This window comes from Bartonella sp. AP57NXGY (assembly GCF_042195805.1).
Taxonomy (GTDB): Bacteria; Pseudomonadota; Alphaproteobacteria; order Rhizobiales; family Rhizobiaceae; genus Bartonella.
The window spans coordinates 46,067-66,288 of the sequence record NZ_JBHIOZ010000003.1 but is presented as its reverse complement, the minus strand read 5'-3'; the positions used below and the strand labels follow the sequence as shown (position 1 = coordinate 66,288).

The 20,222-nt window shown below is 36.1% G+C and carries 16 protein-coding genes and 2 tRNA genes; 3 read left to right on the top strand and 15 right to left on the bottom strand.

Annotated elements, in window-relative coordinates:
- Positions 1 to 554: 554 nt before the first annotated feature.
- Positions 555 to 630: transfer RNA gene (locus ACFIL8_RS01095), tRNA-Lys, on the bottom strand.
- 436 nt (positions 631 to 1,066) lie between these two features.
- On the opposite strand from ACFIL8_RS01095, the gene ACFIL8_RS01090 reads away from it, so the two are divergent.
- Positions 1,067 to 2,635, top strand: a complete 1,569-nt coding sequence (locus ACFIL8_RS01090) for a TerC family protein (protein WP_375612149.1) — start codon at positions 1,067 to 1,069, stop codon at positions 2,633 to 2,635.
- Between the two features lie 621 nt (positions 2,636 to 3,256).
- Here ACFIL8_RS01090 and ACFIL8_RS01085 read toward each other — a convergent pair.
- From ACFIL8_RS01085 to ACFIL8_RS01055, 7 genes are all read right to left on the bottom strand, one after another.
- Positions 3,257 to 3,385 carry a hypothetical protein gene (locus tag ACFIL8_RS01085; RefSeq protein WP_375629689.1) on the bottom strand — a complete coding sequence of 43 codons (129 nt, stop codon included), beginning with the start codon at positions 3,383 to 3,385 and terminating at the stop codon, positions 3,257 to 3,259.
- A gap of 299 nt (positions 3,386 to 3,684) precedes the next feature.
- A complete protein-coding gene (locus ACFIL8_RS01080) occupies positions 3,685 to 3,816 on the bottom strand; it encodes a hypothetical protein (protein ID WP_375638427.1) in 132 nt (43 codons plus the stop codon).
- Between the two features lie 1,728 nt (positions 3,817 to 5,544).
- Positions 5,545 to 5,697, bottom strand: a complete 153-nt coding sequence (locus ACFIL8_RS01075; protein ID WP_375688767.1) for a hypothetical protein — start codon at positions 5,695 to 5,697, stop codon at positions 5,545 to 5,547.
- A gap of 22 nt (positions 5,698 to 5,719) precedes the next feature.
- Positions 5,720 to 6,007, bottom strand: a complete 288-nt coding sequence (locus tag ACFIL8_RS01070) for a hypothetical protein (protein ID WP_375688765.1) — start codon at positions 6,005 to 6,007, stop codon at positions 5,720 to 5,722.
- A 140-nt stretch (positions 6,008 to 6,147) separates the two neighbouring features.
- Positions 6,148 to 6,252 (bottom strand): hypothetical protein, encoded by a 105-nt coding sequence (locus ACFIL8_RS01065; RefSeq protein ID WP_375613508.1) that lies wholly within the window; start codon positions 6,250 to 6,252, stop codon positions 6,148 to 6,150.
- 152 nt (positions 6,253 to 6,404) lie between these two features.
- The gene (locus ACFIL8_RS01060) at positions 6,405 to 6,572 is read right to left on the bottom strand and encodes a hypothetical protein (RefSeq protein WP_375629647.1); all 168 of its coding nucleotides are present in this window, start codon (positions 6,570 to 6,572) and stop codon (positions 6,405 to 6,407) included.
- A gap of 530 nt (positions 6,573 to 7,102) precedes the next feature.
- Positions 7,103 to 7,179 (bottom strand) — tRNA-Arg (locus ACFIL8_RS01055).
- Between the two features lie 263 nt (positions 7,180 to 7,442).
- Here ACFIL8_RS01055 and ACFIL8_RS01050 point away from each other — a divergent pair.
- Together ACFIL8_RS01050 and ACFIL8_RS01045 are read left to right on the top strand one after the other, a co-directional pair.
- Positions 7,443 to 8,216, top strand: coding sequence for an NAD kinase (locus ACFIL8_RS01050; RefSeq protein WP_375612145.1), 774 nt, complete (start codon positions 7,443 to 7,445; stop codon positions 8,214 to 8,216).
- 146 nt (positions 8,217 to 8,362) lie between these two features.
- Positions 8,363 to 9,766 carry a DEAD/DEAH box helicase gene (locus tag ACFIL8_RS01045; RefSeq protein ID WP_375620798.1) on the top strand — a complete coding sequence of 468 codons (1,404 nt, stop codon included), beginning with the start codon at positions 8,363 to 8,365 and terminating at the stop codon, positions 9,764 to 9,766.
- Positions 9,767 to 9,825: 59 nt separating this feature from the next.
- Here ACFIL8_RS01045 and gltX read toward each other — a convergent pair whose 3' ends face one another.
- The 7 genes from gltX to ACFIL8_RS01010 all read right to left on the bottom strand — a co-directional run bounded on the left by gltX (position 9,826) and on the right by ACFIL8_RS01010 (position 20,155).
- Entirely contained in the window at positions 9,826 to 11,199 is a 1,374-nt protein-coding gene (gene gltX, locus ACFIL8_RS01040) for a glutamate--tRNA ligase (RefSeq protein WP_273790689.1), read from the bottom strand.
- A gap of 10 nt (positions 11,200 to 11,209) precedes the next feature.
- The gene (locus ACFIL8_RS01035; protein WP_375638425.1) at positions 11,210 to 12,871 is read right to left on the bottom strand and encodes an NAD+ synthase; all 1,662 of its coding nucleotides are present in this window, start codon (positions 12,869 to 12,871) and stop codon (positions 11,210 to 11,212) included.
- 119 nt (positions 12,872 to 12,990) lie between these two features.
- Entirely contained in the window at positions 12,991 to 14,370 is a 1,380-nt protein-coding gene (locus tag ACFIL8_RS01030; protein WP_375620795.1) for a class II 3-deoxy-7-phosphoheptulonate synthase, read from the bottom strand.
- Between the two features lie 68 nt (positions 14,371 to 14,438).
- Positions 14,439 to 15,830 carry a glutathione-disulfide reductase gene (gene gor, locus ACFIL8_RS01025; protein WP_375620794.1) on the bottom strand — a complete coding sequence of 464 codons (1,392 nt, stop codon included), beginning with the start codon at positions 15,828 to 15,830 and terminating at the stop codon, positions 14,439 to 14,441.
- A gap of 203 nt (positions 15,831 to 16,033) precedes the next feature.
- On the bottom strand, positions 16,034 to 16,603 hold the full coding sequence (locus ACFIL8_RS01020; protein ID WP_375612140.1) for a DUF2059 domain-containing protein: 570 nt from the start codon (positions 16,601 to 16,603) through the stop codon (positions 16,034 to 16,036).
- Between the two features lie 106 nt (positions 16,604 to 16,709).
- A complete protein-coding gene (rpiA, locus tag ACFIL8_RS01015) occupies positions 16,710 to 17,414 on the bottom strand; it encodes a ribose-5-phosphate isomerase RpiA (RefSeq protein ID WP_375613478.1) in 705 nt (234 codons plus the stop codon).
- 482 nt (positions 17,415 to 17,896) lie between these two features.
- Positions 17,897 to 20,155 carry a ComEC/Rec2 family competence protein gene (locus tag ACFIL8_RS01010; protein ID WP_375613477.1) on the bottom strand — a complete coding sequence of 753 codons (2,259 nt, stop codon included), beginning with the start codon at positions 20,153 to 20,155 and terminating at the stop codon, positions 17,897 to 17,899.
- Between the last annotated feature and the right edge of the window lie 67 nt (positions 20,156 to 20,222).

Sequence of the window (20,222 nt, the reverse complement as noted above, 5' to 3'; positions counted from 1 at the left end):
TATTGTCTTTCGTTTAACAGGTATTAGCTTTAAACAATTAAACTGATCTAATTTTATTACTTGTATGTCCAGCTAACTACTTTATTTTATCTTGATTTACCCTCTTGGAATACTGATGATTATTACAGAATTTTTTTGTTTAAGCGGGAGAGTTATCAAAAAATATCCACGCTGCTGACACAACTAAAGTGTAAAGTTTCTTCTGTCTTTAAACAATATGCTAAAAATCCAAAAAAATTTAATCAATTTATATTAAAAGAAGTGAAAACTGTTGATTTTTATACCCCTTTAAATAACACAATTGTCGGTAAGAGGCTTCTCCTTACCAATTGCAACTTAAAAAAAGAAACAATACGCATTAAAAGATCTTAAAATGTCCTTTGGAAGTTCTTTGAGTCCCCTAAAAAGTACAAACACCGATGACTAAGCTATATCAACAATCTTCACTTTTAAACAAACAGATATGGGGAAATCCTACTGCCCAATTTTATTTAGCAACTCGTACCTTAAAAAAAATTACGCAATCAATAAGTTATTTACGGTATAAAATAAAATGGTGGGTGATGAGGGGATCGAACCCACGACCCGCTGATTAAGAGTCAGCTGCTCTACCGACTGAGCTAATCACCCATAAGCTTCTCAAAAGACGAGAATGAGCGTTTCTATAACGCTCCTAAGGATAGATGTCCAGATATTTTGTTGTTTGTTATATAAACTCATTGTCTGTAAGGTTAAAAATATGATATTCACCACTTGATCTTATATAAAAATAAACCCATTATAAGAGGCTTTATAAATAAATGTTCTGATTGTTATACAGAACCTATAGTTAGAGGATTATCGAGCATAATGCCCGAGCGAAAATTAGAGGAACCTTCTTGTGGTTGTAAGCGGGATGGGGCATCATTTTGTTTTATCAACAATCACATGCATTCAAGCAATATTGTGCTGTTTTTTTCTTTGAATATAAGTTTTTTACATTCAATGTTCATGATCCAATATACGAATAAAAGCCTATGAATTTTTTTTGTCAATCGCGCGCTTTTAAGCTTCTAAAAGGTAAGGAATGATGGAATGGATCACTGATCCCCATGCGTGGTTTGGTTTGATCACGCTGGTTTTTCTCGAAATTGTTTTAGGAATAGATAACCTTATCTTTATTGCAATTTTAGCTGAAAAATTGCCACTGCATTTGCGTGACCGCGCACGCTTTATAGGTCTTACTTTAGCATTAATTATGCGGCTTTTCCTTCTTACCGTTATTGGATGGGTTATGAGACTCGATAGGGTCATTCTTTCACTTTCATCTTTTGTATTTAGTTGGCATAGCTTTATTTTAATCGGTGGTGGAGCCTTTTTGCTCGCAAAGGGAACGCTAGAATTACATGAAAGGTTAGAAGGAGTATCACATGAAAGAAAAACAGGCGTTGGTTATGCTGTTTTTTGGCAAGTAATCGTCCAAGTCGTGGTGCTGGATGCCGTTTTTTCACTAGACAGTATTATTACCGCAACAGGTATGATTGCAAAAGAGCAGGCAGCAGTTATGTATATCGCAGTCATAGCTGCTATGGGAGTAATGATGTGCGGATCTGGTGCTCTTATGCGTTTTATTAATCGTCATCCCACTATTGTAATCCTTTGTCTTGGTTTTTTGATGATGATTGGTTTTACTCTCATTGTTGAAGGATTTGGTTTTCATATTCCAAAAGGGTATTTGTATGCTGCTATTGGTTTTTCTGTTCTCATCGAAGCTTTTAATCAAATTGGACGTCGTAACCGTGAAAAAATGATTAAAACGAATGATCTACGCAGTAGAACAGCTGATGCTGTTTTGAGGCTCTTAGGAGGAGGAAGCAAAGATAGTCACCTTGCTGAGACTGTAGATGTTATTGCTGAACAGGCCGCAGCTTCTGAGTTGTTTAGACCAGAAGAAAAGGAGATGATTCGTGGTGTTCTCGATTTAGCTGATCGCCCTGTTCGCTCTATCATGTCGCCGCGTAATGAGATTGAGTGGTTAGATTTAAATGCTGATGAAAATGAAATGCGTGAAGAATTACAAAAGGTTAAACATAGCCGCTTAATTCTTGCGCGTGAAAAAGTGGATGAATTTGTTGGCGTTGCGTTGACAAAAGATCTTCTTTTGAATTTGGCTGAGGGGAAAAAGATTAATTGGAAAAAAGCTATGCGAGAACCCCTCGTTGTTCATGAAAATACAAGTGTTTTACGATTGATGGAGCAATTACGTCATTCTTCGATTCAGCTTGCAATTATTGTTGATGAGCATGGATCTTTTGAAGGAATTGCAACACCAACCGATATTCTTGAAGCTATTGCAGGAGACTTTCCTGATGACGATGAAGAACTCATGATCGCAGAACAACTTGAAAATGGCAGTCTTCTTGTTGAGGGATATGCTGATATCCGCCGTTTAAGTGGTTATCTTGGGCGTAATCTTGTGGATGAAGCAGATCGTTATACGACTCTGGCAGGCTTTATGCTTTGGCAGTTTGGTCATTTACCAAATGAGGGAGAAAGCTTTGAAACTGATGGTTTACACTTTAAAGTGATTGAAATGGAACGCAGAAACATATCTAAAATCCTTATTTCTCCACTTGTATCACCAGAAAAAAGCTAATTCTTTTTATAAGCAAAATGAATAAAAAGATTTTTTTATGATTAAAAATTGAAAAAAATCAGAAGTTGATGACTTAATTGCATTTCATTATTTATATTTTTTTAAGCGTAAAATAATGAACATACAAAAGTTATGTTATCAATGAACTTTCCATTATAAAAAATTTTCATTGATGATTGACGAAAAGCTGGAAGAGAGAAAATGGTGCAAAATTATTTGTCAATGGTCATTAATCTCAAAACAATGAATATATACAACATATTGATTTATAATAATTATTTATTACAATATTACCTTCACATCAAGAAAGCCTCTTTCAAACATCAGATTTCCGCCAATGGATAAAACTCCACCATTGTTGAGTTCACTCAACTGATGATGGCATCTTTAAACCAGACTCTGGCTCCTATAATCTTTTTAGATCTTCTTGATATTTCTTAAGGAGCTATTCCTTATCTTTTGTTTCGATAAATTTAGCTATTTTTTTCCTTCCAAGAATGAGACTCAACCTCTCTGGAAAGGCCCTTATTAAGAACTTTGTTTTTCTTCTAGATAGCTCATATTTTTGCTACTTTTTAATTAAAGCGTAGCTGAGCTGCTTAGATTTCACCACTTCTTTGACTAAAGCCAATGCACGTTCAGATGAATCTGTTGGGTATTTTCATCAAAGCCTAAATGATCCTCTGCACTGAAACTTTGATAATAAGATTGTAAGGTTGCAACATCACCCAATAAAGACAGTGCACCAATATGAAGTAAGCTATAATCTGCATCATATACCTTGATAACCTTTATGTGCCTCCAACTTCATTCTTTCGCCAAGATGGTGCTCCATATCTGGAATAAAAGCATTTATGAAGATCAATTCTTTCTATCGCCTATTTCAAGACATAATCAAGCTTAATTCCAACCAATCTGCATATATTCCTTCTTCACAAACTCTCAACCCCTTTTTATAAAAATCAAGTTGTAGATCTTGTAAGTGCTGAGAATTGATAGGGATCAATTGCAGATAAAATACCAGTACTAATCGAAACTCCAACATCAAATTACGGATAACCTTTGATAATTGCGTCATTATAAAGAATTTGTACTTCACAATCTGGTAGTTGATAACGTGCTGAATAATTATCTAACTCTTTAATTTTTTCAACAGACCAATCAAGATTTTTGAAGAACACTGTTGCACTCTCCATGATTAAAAAATTCTTTGCTCTACCTCAAAAGAGGTTGTATCCATATCAAAAGTCAAAAGCGAAGCAGATTTTTGCAAACAAAAGTGATAATGCCGTGTAAGAGAAGAATCTTATCAATAAGGTCTTTGGTGATTTCTTTTGCAACGTCTAAACGAGATGGAATCTTATTCATAAAAAATATAATAAAGTCAATAGTTTGCGTGAAATTATTCTATATGAATCCCATTTAAAATCTACACTTTTATACGTGATTTAATTAACCATTTTCATAAACAATTACCATGTATGGATAGACCATAAAACGCATGTAAACATTCAAATGAAGTGAACGCAGCTATCATTCATAACAGTTCATAAATTTTATGATACGTTTTTATCACACACAAATCGCATTATTAAAAACGTAATCGTTTGAAATTATCGATAACATAAATTGCATGCGTTTAAAAAATGGTATGGGGTTTACTCTTTTTTTGAGCTAAACCTTAAAAGAAATAATCATTTGAAACTATCATAGAATAGGTTTTAATTCATTAAGGGCACATAAAAGGATTTAAAGACAAGTCGATTTTAAAGCGCCGCTTACTAAAAAGTTAGTCAATAATAAGCAGACATTATATAGATACTATCATCACAACAGGTAATGAAATTGATAATGTTATGTCGTAGAAATCAAAAGATTTTTAATGATATAATGCAGGAAAACAAGCAAAAAACGTTTTAAAAGTTACAGTTTTAAAATACGAAACCAAATGAAGTCCCCTCAAATTTGAGGATACTTATTAAGACAAAGATAAGTAGATAAATTTCAAAAGGATTGCAATCATATTACAAAGGCATGGCGTTTTACTCAATTTTGAGTCAAAAGCGACAATGTTTAAAGAATGCTCTATTCTAAAGTTAACGAACTCGAATTTGAGCTGGTTAATTTTGCCAGCCCAAATATGGACCGGCTTATTTGCAGAGAAATTAAGTTTAAATGCAAAGTGAAAATACGCTTATGAGAACCTCACTAAATGAACGTTTAAACGTTTAGAGACATAAAATGATATCTCTATAAATACATTTAAAACCTAGATTTATAACAGTTTAAAAGCCTTAGATTTTATAAAAAGCGGTTGTTTATTGTCTTATGAAAAGCTGCTTTTAAAAACCAATGTTCGTAAATGTAAACAACGGGTTTTGTTACAAATATTCACTTAATACGCATTTTCTCTTGAGAGTCTTGATATGAACCTACCAAGCATTGAGACATTTTGATAATGTACTTTGTGTCAAATGACCACCTCAAAAATGAGAGCGTTATTCTTAATACGTTTTATAGCCATAAAAAAGTGTTTATAGGTTCTGTAATTCAAATGAGTGATTAAAGATCATATCTGTCATTTACGTTCCTTTTGATCAGTTTTAATCAATAGAATAGAGCGTTTGCAATATGATACGTTTTGTATACATGCATTCATTATTGACTTCTTTTGTATGATCTGTAGTACCTCTATTTAAAAGCAGCGTCATATCAATTGGCACAGCTTTCTTTTATGATGCGTTTATAACCATCAAAGAAGCACCCTCCACGTCTGTCATTTATTCTGTTTATCAATCTTGATAACATCATCACTTTCATAAACCTCTCAATTTATGGGAACCGAATATAAATCGCTATGTCTTTTTATTCTTGCATTGCCATATACATTACTTCTAATCACGATATAATCAGGAGATCTTGGCATAGCCATAAACAGAGCCGTAGACCTTAGTATGACACCCCACGCTAGCATTGCCGTAAACCTTGCCTAACAACCGCATGATCATAAACCGCGGCATTGCTATGAATACGTGCACTACCGGATAATTTTGCATTCCCATAAACCCGCGCTTAATGATAAACTCAAACGTTATAAGAAAGATGAGCATTGTCATAAACATGAACACCAAAATACACATGGGTTTTATCACATATAAGGGTATTGCCATACACATAGCCACCAATGGCAGCATTGCCATAGCCCCTTATATTTTCATAAACACAACCAGATTTTACAACACAGACATTATCAGCAACCCAGCAATTACCATCATGAGAGAGATTGCTTTCATTTTCAATAAAAGCCATCCAGATCGCTTTTTTTACATCACCAAAATCGTTTAAAGCACGAATGCGATAATATATATACATGACCAGTCACGAAATCCATTTGATTGATCTATTCATATTTTGGATGGTTTTTTCTGATTAACAGGAGCGGTTTCATTTGCAATGAAAGAAATAACGGAGGTGTTTTTTGATATAGTTATCATAATTAAACCTGTATGTTTTTAAAAGTTTTGAACAGACATTAAGCCAGCTCCAAACCAAATGTTTGTTGCATCAAGCGCTCTGTTCAAACTAATAATAACATATTCATTACCTAGTAGTAGAATACCAACTCCTACACCTGCATAAAGCGAAGCAATAATCCGCCCATATGGCTATGCTGTATGACTATAATAGAACCCAAAACCATCATTGCTACACTCGCAACACCAGCAGCAAAACGGATCAAAAGGACTAAGTGTTAACGCCATGAAAATAATTAAGTGCACTCATCACTATAGCTGCACAAGATAGTATGCGAGGAGCAAGAAATATAATCCCAATTACTGCCAAACGTAAAGAACATACTCCCAACTAAATAACCACCATAATTAGTGTTCGGTATATAAGAAAGTTGATTAAAGCTAAACAATCCTTCATCCAACATAACTGGCAGTATTGGTGTATAGAGAAATCACCAGATACCCATATCAAAACCATATCGAATACAGCATTTTGAAACAATTCAAATCTTGACGGTTGTTTTTTCCCCCTTATTATTCCTTTAACTGGTGATATTCCTCATCTGCGTTCCATATCACCATAACAGCCTTTAACTCCAAAAATAGAATAAAAGCAAATTTAGCTATCTATTTTAATGCTCAAAACAATATATTTAGCGATCTACTATCAACATCGCCAGATCAGTTGTACAATAACATATTGAATTAAATGTACTTTTTAAATGTTTATAGTTAAATTGAAAGCATATTTAGATAACCTTGCTTTTTTATCTCGATATTCAAAATGACTAACCGAAAAATTATATACGCAGCCGTAAATTTTACTTCTCTTAAAATCATTTGCTTATTCGCTGCAAAACTTAATAAACAACTCAAATAACCATTTTCATAAAAGAGGAAATTGGCTTCTTTTTAGGTAATCTTGTTATTTAGGATGATATGAAGTTGAAGAATTTGGTGCACCCGACAGAATTCGAATCTGTGACCTCTGCCTTCGGAGGGCAGCGCTCTATCCAGCTGAGCTACGGGTGCTTCACACTGATTATTAAAATCAGTTATGGTCTTTTAACTAATCATACTCTTAGCTTCAATGCTAAATTATCATTCTAATAAAAAAATTACTCGTTTGTAATTTATCTAACGACGCATTCCTTTTACTGTTTAATGATACTTTACCTTGAAATAACTTCTCTTTATTCAATGCTCTTTTTATTATAAAAAGAGCTTTTATTACAACTTCAAAACTCTCAAAAATAAGTTACAACATAAATTATAAGTATCAGGATAATTTTTAAATGGCTACATTACCAAGTCGCTTTCATTTTATTTCCGCAGAAACTGAGGAGGCTATCAAAGCTACCCATAAATTAATTTCCGTTTATGGTCATTCTTCTCTGGAAGAAACTGATATTGTTGTTGCAATCGGTGGTGATGGGACAATGTTACAAACCGTACGAGATGTCATGAACACAGGCAAACCTATTTATGGTATGAATCAAGGTTCTGTAGGGTTTCTTATGAATGAATTTCATGAAAAAAAATTGCCCAATCGTATTGCTGCCGCACATAAAAAAGAAATCCATCCCCTGCGCATGATTGCAAAATCTGAATGTCAAGATTCTATCGAGGCGCTTGCAATTAATGAAGTATCCCTCTTTCGGCAATCTTATCAAGCGGCAAAAATTCGCATCACCATTGATAACAACGTACGCATGGAACAATTAAGTTGTGATGGTGTCCTCGTCGCTACACCAGCTGGATCAACCGCCTATAATTTATCAGCACAAGGACCTATCTTACCTCTTATGGCTCCCCTTATGGCCCTCACTCCCGTTAGCCCTTTTCGCCCTCGGCGTTGGCATGGAGCTTTGCTTCCCGATACAGTAACAGTGCGCTTTGATATGCTTGAACCTGACAAACGCCCTGTAAACGCTGCTGCAGATAATATTGAAGTTAAATCTGTCCATTCAGTTACTATTTCAATGGCAACAGAAGTAACAGCTTCAATCCTTTTTGACTCAAATCATTCATGGGATGAGCGCATTTTATCAGAACAATTTCGCTATTAATGATTGTATTATGCGTTTTATATGTATATGATTGTTATAGTTAGTTTTTTTTGTGAAAACATCTTAACACTTTTAAAGAGTGTAAAATATTGGTTATAATCATCATTAGATAGCGCAGTTAAAATCACAGAGCAGTTGATAAAAAAATGATACCATCTTTAAACAGTTTTGATGATTTAGGTCTTTCCGCAAAGGTTATTAATGCGGTGAAATCAGCGGGGTATACAGCTCCGACACCTATTCAAAGTGAAACAATTCCGCATGTCCTTCAAAGAAAAGACGTTTTAGGAATCGCCCAAACGGGAACAGGTAAAACCGCCTCTTTCGTATTGCCTATGCTCACTCTCCTTGAAAAAGGTCGTGCAAGAGCACGAATGCCCCGTACGCTTATCTTAGAACCAACAAGAGAAATTGCAGCTCAAGTTGAAGAAAATTTCGATAAATACGGCATAAATCATCGTTTAAATGTTGCTCTTTTGATTGGTGGCGTTTCTTTTGAACTCCAAGATCGCAAACTTGAACGGGGAGCTGATGTTCTTATAGCAACACCAGGGCGCCTTCTTGATCATTGCGAGCGCGGTAAACTGCTCCTGATGGGCGTTGAAATCCTTGTGATTGATGAAGCTGATCGCATGTTGGATATGGGCTTTATTCCTGATATTGAACGCATCTGTAAACTAACCCCTTTTACGCGTCAAACTTTGTTCTTTTCTGCAACAATGGCGCCAGAAATTACAAAGCTAACGAAACAATTTTTACATTCTCCTGTATCTGTTGAAGTTACAAAAGCTTCCTCAACAGCTACCACAATTACACAACGGCTTGTCAAATCTGGAAATAAATCATGGGATAAAAGAGCGGTTTTACGAGAGCTTATCCAAAATGAAGGTGCAGAGCTTCAAAATGCAATCATTTTCTGTAATCGAAAGAGAGATATCTCTGAACTTTTTAGATCGCTTATCAAACATAACTTTAATGTAGGGGCACTTCATGGAGATATGGACCAATATTCGCGCATGAACACCCTAGCTGATTTTAAAAATAATAAACTTACACTTCTTGTTGCTTCTGATGTTGCTGCCCGTGGACTCGATATTCCAGCTGTAAGTCATGTATTTAACTATGATGTTCCTACACATGCTGAAGACTATATCCATCGAATTGGTCGTACAGGGCGTGCAAATCGTAGCGGAAAAGCCTTTACAATCGTTACAAAAGCTGATCAAAAATATATCAATGCCATCGAAGAAATGAGTAATGAAAAAATTGAATGGCTCAATGGAGATCTCTCAACTTTAATAGCCGATGATCAAACAGAAGATATTGTTGTAAAGAAAAAATCTTCAAAACCATCAAAGAAAACTGCTCCAAAAGAGACTGTTGCTCACACTAAAAAATCTGTAGAAGAGAATAAAACAGAATATATCAAAAATGCAAATAATAAGGAGAAGCCATCTGAGCAACAACGCTCACGAAAAAATAAGAATTACACACCTATTGGATTTGGTGATGATATTCCTGCTTTCATGCTTATAAAAACATGTAAATAAACCCGTTCTCTACTCTCTTTTAGAGTGAAATGAACGAAATACTTTTAAAAAATCCGCTCTTATTTCCTAGAGAGCCTTTCCGTTACCTTTTCACGCCCTAAAAGCTGCAAAATTTTTCCCATTTCAGGTCCATGATCCATGCCCGTAAGTGCCTGACGTAATGGCATAAATAAAGCTTTTCCTTTTCGACCTGTTTTTTCTTTTAATGCTGTTGTCCAAATTTTCCAACTTTCCTCATTCAAAGCACCTTCAGGTAAGAAATCGAGTGATTGGTGCACAAAAGCACGATCCTCTAGTGCTACTGTATCAAAATTCTGTTCATCATGAATGATTTTCCACCAAAAAACAGCATCATTGACTTTATTAATATTGCTTCTTATCGCGTTCCAGAAATATTCCGCCTTATCTCCCTCAATAGAAAGTTTTTTAAGGCGCATTTTTACTTCCTCATAGGTTAACTCATGGACAAGATGACTATTCAAAGCAAGAAGATCAGCAATATCAAATTTTGCAACGGATCTTGACGTATCTTGGAGATTAAAATGCTCTAAAAGCGCAGCTTGATTGGGATAGGGATGCACATTTTGCGATGTCCCAATCAAAACGGCAAGGCATTGAACAGCTATAGATTCAAATCCTTCTTCCCGTAGAGAACGAATAGAAAGATCATTATTACGTTTTGAAAATCCTTTTCCTAAAACTGTCGCCAATAAATTGGTATGAGCAAAAACCGGTAATTCTGCATTAAGAGCTTTAAAAAGAGCAATTTGAGCGCCTGTATTTGTAATATGATCATCCCCACGAATAATATGCGTAATAGCCATATCTACATCATCAACAATAGACGGCAATGTATAAAGATAGGTTCCATCTTCACGAATAAGAACAGGATCTGAAAGAGAAGCTAAATCAATCGTCTGCTTTCCCTTTATTGCATCATTCCAGCAAACTTCTGTTCGCTTTGTGTGTAAAGGATCACTTTCAAAATTAGGAAGAAGAAAACGCCAATGGGGTTTACGACCTTGTGATTCAAAGTTTTTTCTCTCTTCTGTTGTCAACTTCAATGCTGCACGGTCATAAACAGGAGGCAATTTGCGTGAAAGCTGGATTTTACGACGCCGCTCTAATTCCTCTGTTGTCTCATAACAAGGATAAAGAAGGCCACGTTGTTTGAGAATTTCTGCCACTTCATCATATCGATTAAATCGCTTGGATTGGTAATAAATTGCATCTGGTTGAATACCAAGCCATTCAAGGTCAACAGCAATAGCATCGATATATTCTTGTTTAGAACGTTCAATATCTGTATCATCATAGCGTAAAATAAATTCTCCCTTATACGCTTGCGCATAAAGCCAGTTGAAAAGCGCAATACGGATATTGCCAATATGAATATAACCTGTTGGAGAGGGAGCAAAACGAACTTTAACCATAAAATAATACTCAATTTTTATCGCGAAAATGATTGACTATAGGATAGCGACGATCGCGTCCGAAATTTTTGTAACTGATTTTTACACCAGGCGCAGATTGACGCCTTTTATATTCGGCACCATAAAGAAGCTGTTCAACTTTCGCAACAGTTTCTCGTGAATGTCCACGTTTAACAATATCACAAATACTCATGTCATTTTCTACAAGATATTGTAATATATCATCTAAAATAGGATAAGGCGGAAGAGAATCTTCATCTTTTTGATTTTCCCGCAGCTCTGCAGAGGGTGCTTTTTCTATAATATTGGATGGAATGATCATTCCTTCTGGTCCTCTCAAATTGTGCAAGTGATTTTTATTGCGCCACTCTGCTAATGCATAAACCTGCATTTTATAAATATCTTTAAGAGGATTAAACCCGCCATTCATATCCCCATACAGTGTTGCATATCCCACAGCCATTTCTGACTTATTGCCTGTCGTTACCACCATTGAGCCGAATTTATTTGAAAGCGCCATTAAAAGTGTACCGCGTATACGACTTTGAAGATTTTCCTCTGTGACGTCAGAGGGTAACCCTGAAAAAACAGGTGCCATTGTCTTTAAAAAAGCCTCAACAGGTTGTGCAATCGGTATGATTTCATAACGACATCCCAAAAGATCAGCACATTCTTTGGCATCTTTTAATGATTCTTGCGAAGTATAATGATAGGGCATCATAATGGTGCGAACCCTCTCAGCACCAAGAGCATCCACCGCCATTGCCGTACACAGGGCTGAATCAATTCCTCCTGAAAGACCAAGAATAACATCCTTAAAGCCGTTTTTATTAACGTAATCTTTCAACCCCAAAACACAAGCTTGATAATCAGCCGCTAATCCATTGAGAAGACTTTCATTAGGACCTGAAATACAGTGCCATCCCGTCGTTGTTTTTTGCCAATGGCTTAAAGCAATATGGCTATCAAAGTGTTTCATTTGAAATATCTTTTTGCCTTGTCCATTCAAGGCAAAAGACCCACCATCAAAAACGAGCTCATCTTGACCACCTACTTGATTAGCGTAGATAATTGGCACTCCAGATTGTAGAGCCTGTGTATGAACAACGTCTATACGTTTTAATGTTTTATTACGATAATAAGGAGATCCGTTAAGGACAAGAATAATTTCCGCTCCTTTATCTTTAAGCTCTGTACTAAGAGAGGAATCATTCCAAAGATCCTCACAAATGACTATTCCTAATTTAATTCCATGATAGACAATAGGCTGAGGACGTGGACCTGAAGAAAATAAACGCTTTTCATCAAATTCAGCATAATTAGGTAAATCAAACTTCAAACATTCGGCAATGACTCTCCCTTCATCAAGAACCATGACAGCGTTGTAAATATTACCATTGCGCCTTAATGGAAGACCAATGACAATTCCTGGTCCGCCTACGGTTATCTTTGCTAATTTCTCAACAGTCTCTTCACATGTTTTTGTAAAAGCAGGTTTTAGAACAAGATCTTCCGGCGGATAAGCACTTATAAAAAGTTCCGTGAATAAAACAAGATCAGCCCCCTCTTCTTTGGCCTTTTGATGCGCCATGACAGCTAAAGAAAAATTCCCCTCAATATCACCGACAATAGGATTTAATTGGGCAATTGATACCCGAAAATCATTTTTCATAAGCCTTTGTATCATTTCATCAGTTTAGCAACCACAACTTTATTCTTCATCATCGGAAACATCATTTTTTAAAATTCTTTTCTGCCATAATGACCTAAAAATATTAGGCAAATTTTTGCCTACCCCCCAGCAGCAATTGCTAACGATTCAGTCACGCGATTTTTTTTAAGGAGTTCAGCAACAAGAAAAGCCAATTCTAACGCTTGATCTGCATTTAACCGTGGATCACATTGCGTATGATAACGATCAGATAAATCGTCCACAGAAATGGCGTGCGCCCCTCCTGTACATTCAGTAACATCACGACCTGTCATCTCAATATGAATGCCTCCTGGATAAGTTCCCTCTCCACGATGCACTGCAAAAAAATTCTCTACTTCTTTTAAAACATAATCAAAAGGACGCGTCTTATAACCATTGGCAGTAATTGTATTGCCATGCATTGGATCACATGACCATATAACCGCACGCTTCTCGCGTTCAACAGCACGGATGAGTTTAGGCAGATAACTTTCAACTTTATCATAACCAAAGCGCGTAATGAGAGTAAGCCGCCCCAACTCGTTTTCAGGATTTAAAATATCAATTAATTTTAAAAGCTCATCAGGCTCAATGGAAGGACCACATTTTAATCCTATAGGATTCTTAATGCCGCGACAATATTCAACGTGAGCATGGTCAATCTGACGCGTACGGTCACCAATCCATAGCATATGACCAGATGTTGCATACCAATTTCCTGAAGTTGAATCAATCCGAGTCAAAGCCTCTTCATAACCAAGCAACAGTGCTTCATGACTGGTATAAAAAGATGTTTCACGCAATGAAGAATGTGTTTTGGATGTAATCCCTATAGAACGCATAAAATCAATTGCTTCAGAAATACGCTCTGCCAATAATTCATAACGTTCTCCCTGCGGACTGTTAGAAACAAAACTCAACATCCATGTGTGAACATTTTCTAAATTAGCATAGCCACCTTGTGAAAAAGCACGCAATAGATTAAGTGTTGCCGCAGATTGGCGATAAGCCATAGACATCCGTTGCGGATCTGGAATACGAGAACCGGCTTCAAATTCAATGCCATTAATAATATCCCCACGATAAGCAGGAAATTCAACTCCCTCTTTTCTTTCAATATCAAAAGAGCGAGGCTTTGCAAATTGACCAGCAATACGACCAATTTTAACAACCGGTTTAGAACTACCAAAGGTCAAAACAATCGCCATTTGCAAAAATACACGAAAAAAATCACGAATATTATCAGCTTCATGTTCTGCAAAGCTTTCGGCACAATCACCACCTTGCAATAAAAAAGCTTGGCCTTTCGCAACGGCTGCTAATTCATTTTTTAAATCACGTGCTTCACCGGCAAAAACTAAAGGAGGATACCTTCTCAGTTTTCGCTCAACATCTTCTAACATAGACTTATCCGGATAAGTCGGAACTTGTTTAATTGGCCTTGTTCTCCAAGTGTCAGGCGCCCATTCTTTTATCATTACACTCTCTCTAAAGATTAATCTTACAGATTAGCATATCAAAAGCTTTTTACCGCAATATATGCTGTTTAACTTTCTATTTTCTTCCCATTTTCATATATATAACTTGGTTTATACATCGTTACCAATTCTTCTGCCATCGTTGGATGCACTGCCATCGTCTCATCAAAGATATCCTTCGTCAGCTTACCCTTGAGAGATATCCCTATAAGCTGAGCCATCTCACCAGCATTTTCCCCTAAAATATGAGCGCCCACAACAATACGGCTTTCACCATCAACAATGAGTTTCATAAGCATTTTCTCTGAACTACCAGAAAGAACATTACGCATAGGACGAAAAACTGTACGATAAATTTCAAGACGCTTATAACGCTTTACCGCCTCCTCTTCTGAAAGACCAACCGTTCCAATCTCTGGCTGTGAAAAAACTGCTGTTGTAATTAAATCATAATCAGGTGTTGTTGGAATATTTTCAAATGCTGTCTTAACAAAACACATTGCATCATGAATCGCAACGGGTGTTAATTGAATATGACCTGTTACATCACCAACAGCCCAAATATGGGGGATATTTGTTGTCATTTTCTCATCAACAACAACTGCACCAAATTCATTCACCTTAACACCTGCCCGCTCAAGTCTTAAACCCGTTGTATTTGGTACACGCCCCGTAGCCAACATAATCTGATCGGCTCTGATTATTTTCCCATTTGATAAAACAACTTCATAACAATTTTCTGCAGCCTGCACTTTAGAAATTGTTATGCCATAAAGAATAGAAATCCCTTTTTCAATCATTGCATCGCTGAGCAATTGCCGCAAATCATGATCAAAATTACGAAGGATTAAATCACCACGATGAAGGAGTGTTGTTTTTACACCTAATTCATGAAAAATATTAGCAAATTCAACACCAATATACCCTCCACCAACAATCACTATTGATTTTGGGAGTTGATTAAGGTCAAAAATCTCATTAGAAGTAAGGCAAAATTCACCGCCTTCTATGGACGTATTTGGTGCAAGTTTTGCCCCTGTTGCAATCAAAATTTTTTCTGCACTTACCCGCTCACCCGTGGCAGAAAGCTCTAATGTGTGATCATCTATAAAAGTAGCACGACTTTCATAAATATGCACATTGTTATTTTCTAATCCCTTACGATACAGCCCTTCTAACCTTGATATTTCTTTATTTTTAGCTGCAACCAACTTTTCCCAGCTAAAAATTGGATCCGCATATTCCCACCCAAAACCAACACTTTTCTTAAATTCTTTTACATATTGTGATGCATAAACATAAAGTTTTTTGGGAACGCAACCACGAATAACACAAGTGCCCCCTATACGATATTCCTCTGCTATAGCGACCCGCTTGCCAAGACCTCCAGCAAGCCGTGCTGCACGTACTCCACCAGAACCACTTCCAATAACAAATAAATCAAAGTCAAAAGAGCCCACGAATTATTCCTTCTTATACATCTGCAAGAGTAGGCTAAGATCTTTTATTATCAAATGAAAGTCTTTTTTTCTTTTGAAGAAGCCTTTTTTATAAAGCAGTATTCTAAAAAGACTTATTCTCATTAAAATATTTAAAACGGCGGGAAAACCGCCGCTATTAAAAAAATCAGAAATTGCCCATTGTTGTCATGATATCGATCAAGCTATTTTTTATTTTCTGAAGATTCTGATTTTATAGGCATATTTGTAGGCATAGTAGAATTATTCAAATTAAGTGTTTCAGACATCTCTTTTTTCACATTTTCTACAAGATCCCGCATAAGAGCAGTACGCCATATATCAAATGCTGAATAAGAATCACGTGCAATATTGGGGACTTCTGTCAAAAACTTTTTACCGGTATCAGAATTATAAAATGTTGTTATCGCATCAAGCTCTTTTTGAGTAAAATATTTTGCATATACGTGAGCAATCTCTTTTTCTAGATCAGAGCGCCTTTTAATTAAAGCAAGCGCCTGCTTATCAACAATATCAGAAATAGCTGTTGCCAAATTCGGATCATCGCTAATCAGTTCATTTTTGAAATCATGGACCGCATTTGGTAAAAAGCTATCAAATTGATCCGTTGCATGAATAGCTCTGATTGCCTTTCGCGCTGAATCTAAATGTTGATCACTCACACCTTGTGCATAAGCCATGCCAACATTCACAACAAAAATAGCAATTGCACTAAAATATACGACAAAACGCTGAAAAGAAAATATTATTTTCATTTAATGATTACCCCGATCGCTAATTATAATTTTAATTCGTTATTCTACCTAAAATCTTTAAGACCCTTTTTTACTGTGCTAACATATCATCATGTAAATGCCTTTTCTAAAAATCAAACGGTTCTAAAACTTTTATTTGACCATCAGCCATAGCGACAATTGCACGTGAAGCCAACCCCAAAAAAAGGCCATGCTCAACAACACCAGGAATAGCAAGAAGTGCATCCGATAATGGTTTTGGTTGCAAAATGCAGCCCCAAAATGCATCAAGAATAAAATGGCCACCATCTGTTTCAAAAGGATTTTTTCCATTCATTCGCAATGCAATTTTTCCAGAAAGCCCTAAATCATCAGCGACTTTTTCAATGGCTCTGCATGTTGTGTGGATACCAAATGGATTAACTTCAATTGGTAGTGCAAAAGCACCAAGTCTTTTTACCACCTTTGTTTCATCCGCAATGACAAGCATTGCACGAGATGCCGACGCTACAATTTTTTCATACAACAATGCTCCCCCTCCCCCTTTAATGAGCATCATCTCAGGACCAATTTCATCTGCTCCGTCAATATCAAGATCCAGCTCAGGTATTTGTTCTAAAGTGCTAACAGGCACTCCAAACTTATGACAGAGTTGTTCAGAATATTTTGAAGTAGCAACACCAGTCACCCGCAAACCATCCGCAACACGCTCACCTAGAAGATGAATAAATTCATTGACTGTCGAACCAGATCCGATACCAAGCCGCATACCATCTTCAACAAACTCAAGCGCTTTAATAGCTGCCATTTTTTTTAACTGCTGAACATTCATGAATGACTTTGCCTTCTATCCGTATAAGCAGCACTTATCACCCCTATTACCACCGATAATAATGATAATAAAAGATAACCTCTTGACGCAATCTATTTAAATTGACCATCATCTCTTGCTTGAAGAGATGTTACTCGTTATAGAAATATATGATAAGAATAAAATAGAATAATCAACAATTATCTTTTTTATTTCTTTGAGAATATTTGTTAGCATTTTTCTCATTCAATAAGAATTTTTGATTTATTTTGTGCTATCAATAGGATGCACAAAGATGCACATATCAATTTTTTTGAAAAAATTAAAATGATCAGATATAAAAAATCATCTATTTCTAGAAAACTGTAGATTATTATCTCGTTTCAATGACGTTGATAAACTTACGAATTTAAATACCGTAAAATATTATGAGAAAAGTCTTCTGTTATTTTTTGTTTTGTCATTATCCAAATGTGAAGCAAAATATGACTGATTATATGTTTTTATGAATGCTGTCTGTGCATATTCCATGGTCTATGAAACCCTAGCGAAGACCAAATAATATCTCCACCTTTGGTCATCATAACGCTTCCTCGTGATAACAATTGTTGAGGTATAAATACTATTTTTGCCTTCTTGTAACAAGTTGGATTATGCATCACAAATGTCTGAATGAGAATATCTGCCTCTACACATTGATCTGTTTCTCTCTGTAAAACGATCACTTTTAATCCATTATCCAATAAAGATGTACATACATGATAATCACAAATAAATTGTCCGTGTAACGAAGGACCATATTTTGTTGGTTTAATCGTTTCATTCACACGAAATGACTTTTTCCATATGGATGTCGTGAACTTAGAAATATGGTAACGATCAATATATAATTTTTTATCATGAATAACGCCCACGAGGCGCATATTATCTGCTATAATCAGTTGTACAGGTGAATGCAATACACAAATAGAAACACCTGCCAAAATAAACAAACTAAAAAAGAGCCGGATGGGTGTTTTGCAAAAAGTCAGTCCAACCAAGCCTATGCTCAATAAAACTAACGCTGATAACGGCATAAAACCAGGATTCAAATCAGGAGAAATAGCCTTGATAGCATGTGCAATCTTTATTACAAGATCAACTCCAAAACCCATAATTTGAAGAGGAAGCCATTCGAATCCTCCTAACATTGCAAGAACTGCGATTAATCCAAAGGGAATGACAAAAATTGAGATGACAGGCAAAGCAAAGGCATTACTGATAATGCTCAAAGATGCCATATTAGAAAAATGATAAGCAGCATAAATTCCACTTGCACTCCCTGCAACAAAGGAAGAAGCACATGTTGAAAGAATCGATAAGAAAACAAAATTTATCACTCCCCCTCCAACATAAGAGGGAGTTGTTTTTCTTTTACGAAAAAATGATCTTCCACTCCACCAATCAAAAAAAGCGATCAAAGCAGCAGTCGCAGAAAAGGACATTTGAAAGCTAGGACCTAATATTTCATGGGGTGTCATCGCCAGAGTTATCAACCCTGCAATGGAAAAATTACGCATTGTTATAGCAGAGCGATTACACAATATAGCAACCAACATAACAGCAATCATCACAAAACTTCTTTGCGCTGATATTGCTAAGCCCGACAATAACAAATAAAAAGCTGTTATCATAAAAGCAACGATAGCAGCAAATTTTTTACTGGAATAATAGGAAGAAAAAACTGGAAAAAATGCTAAAAAACTACGGATACTCAAAAGAACTATGCCGCTTAACAACGCCATATGTAAACCTGATATTGATAAAATATGAGCTAATCCAGCTGTACGTAATGCTTCATTTGTCTCATTTGAAATACCAGCACGCTGCCCTGTTATGAGGGCAGCTGCAACACTCCCCTTTTCTCCTTCAAGGGCTATACGGATTCTTTGTGTCATCTTCGTGCGTAAATTTTCAATTTTCTGTAGAATGATAGCGAATATTCCATCAGGCTGCGAAACGGATATTTTTCTTGGTTTTCCTAAATAAACGCCTTGTGCTCCAATTCTTTTAAAATAATTATGAAAACTAAAATCGTAGCCTCCTGGACGCACCGGCCCAGAGAATGCACGAATCTTAACTTTTCCATGCAATCCATCACCAATCGCTAAGCCAGATGGCAAATATCTTGCCGATAAACGAACACGATGAAGACTATGGCGTAATACGGGATTTTCTGTATTCAAAATATCCAAAACTAAACGAAATCCTCCTTTGGCACCTGACTCAATAGAAACAATTCTTCCCGTCAATGTAGTGACAATGTCACTGCTTAGCATGGGTGTTGCAATACGCCACGTTTCTATTTTTGCCGCTAAAGCACCCAATATAATACAAAACAGAAACCCCACGGGAATCGATATTTTTCGATAAAAACGTGCTACATAGAATATTCCCAGAAAAATACTGACCAACGCCCCCAATTGTCCCCAACTTGGTTCCCACTCTAAATGAAAATAGAAAATGATTCCTAGGGCAAAAAAGACTAAAATCAGCGAAAAAAGGATACCAAAAGAAACTTCTTTATTAATACAATCTTCTAACCATTTGCGAAAAAAAATGATTACTTCTTTTAAGAGTGTCAATAAAAAAAGTTTTTGTTGATTATAGCTACTGTTCTTTGCATCATCATACCTAGAAAAAACACTCTGCCCTATCTGACATGGCTTTTTTCTTTCTGTAACAGATTTTTCGGATAAACCCTCTTTACTTTTATAAAACATCAGTCCCCCACTTTAACTCGCAATACGGCTATTGCACGCCCCATCACTTATGCTAACATGACTTTTC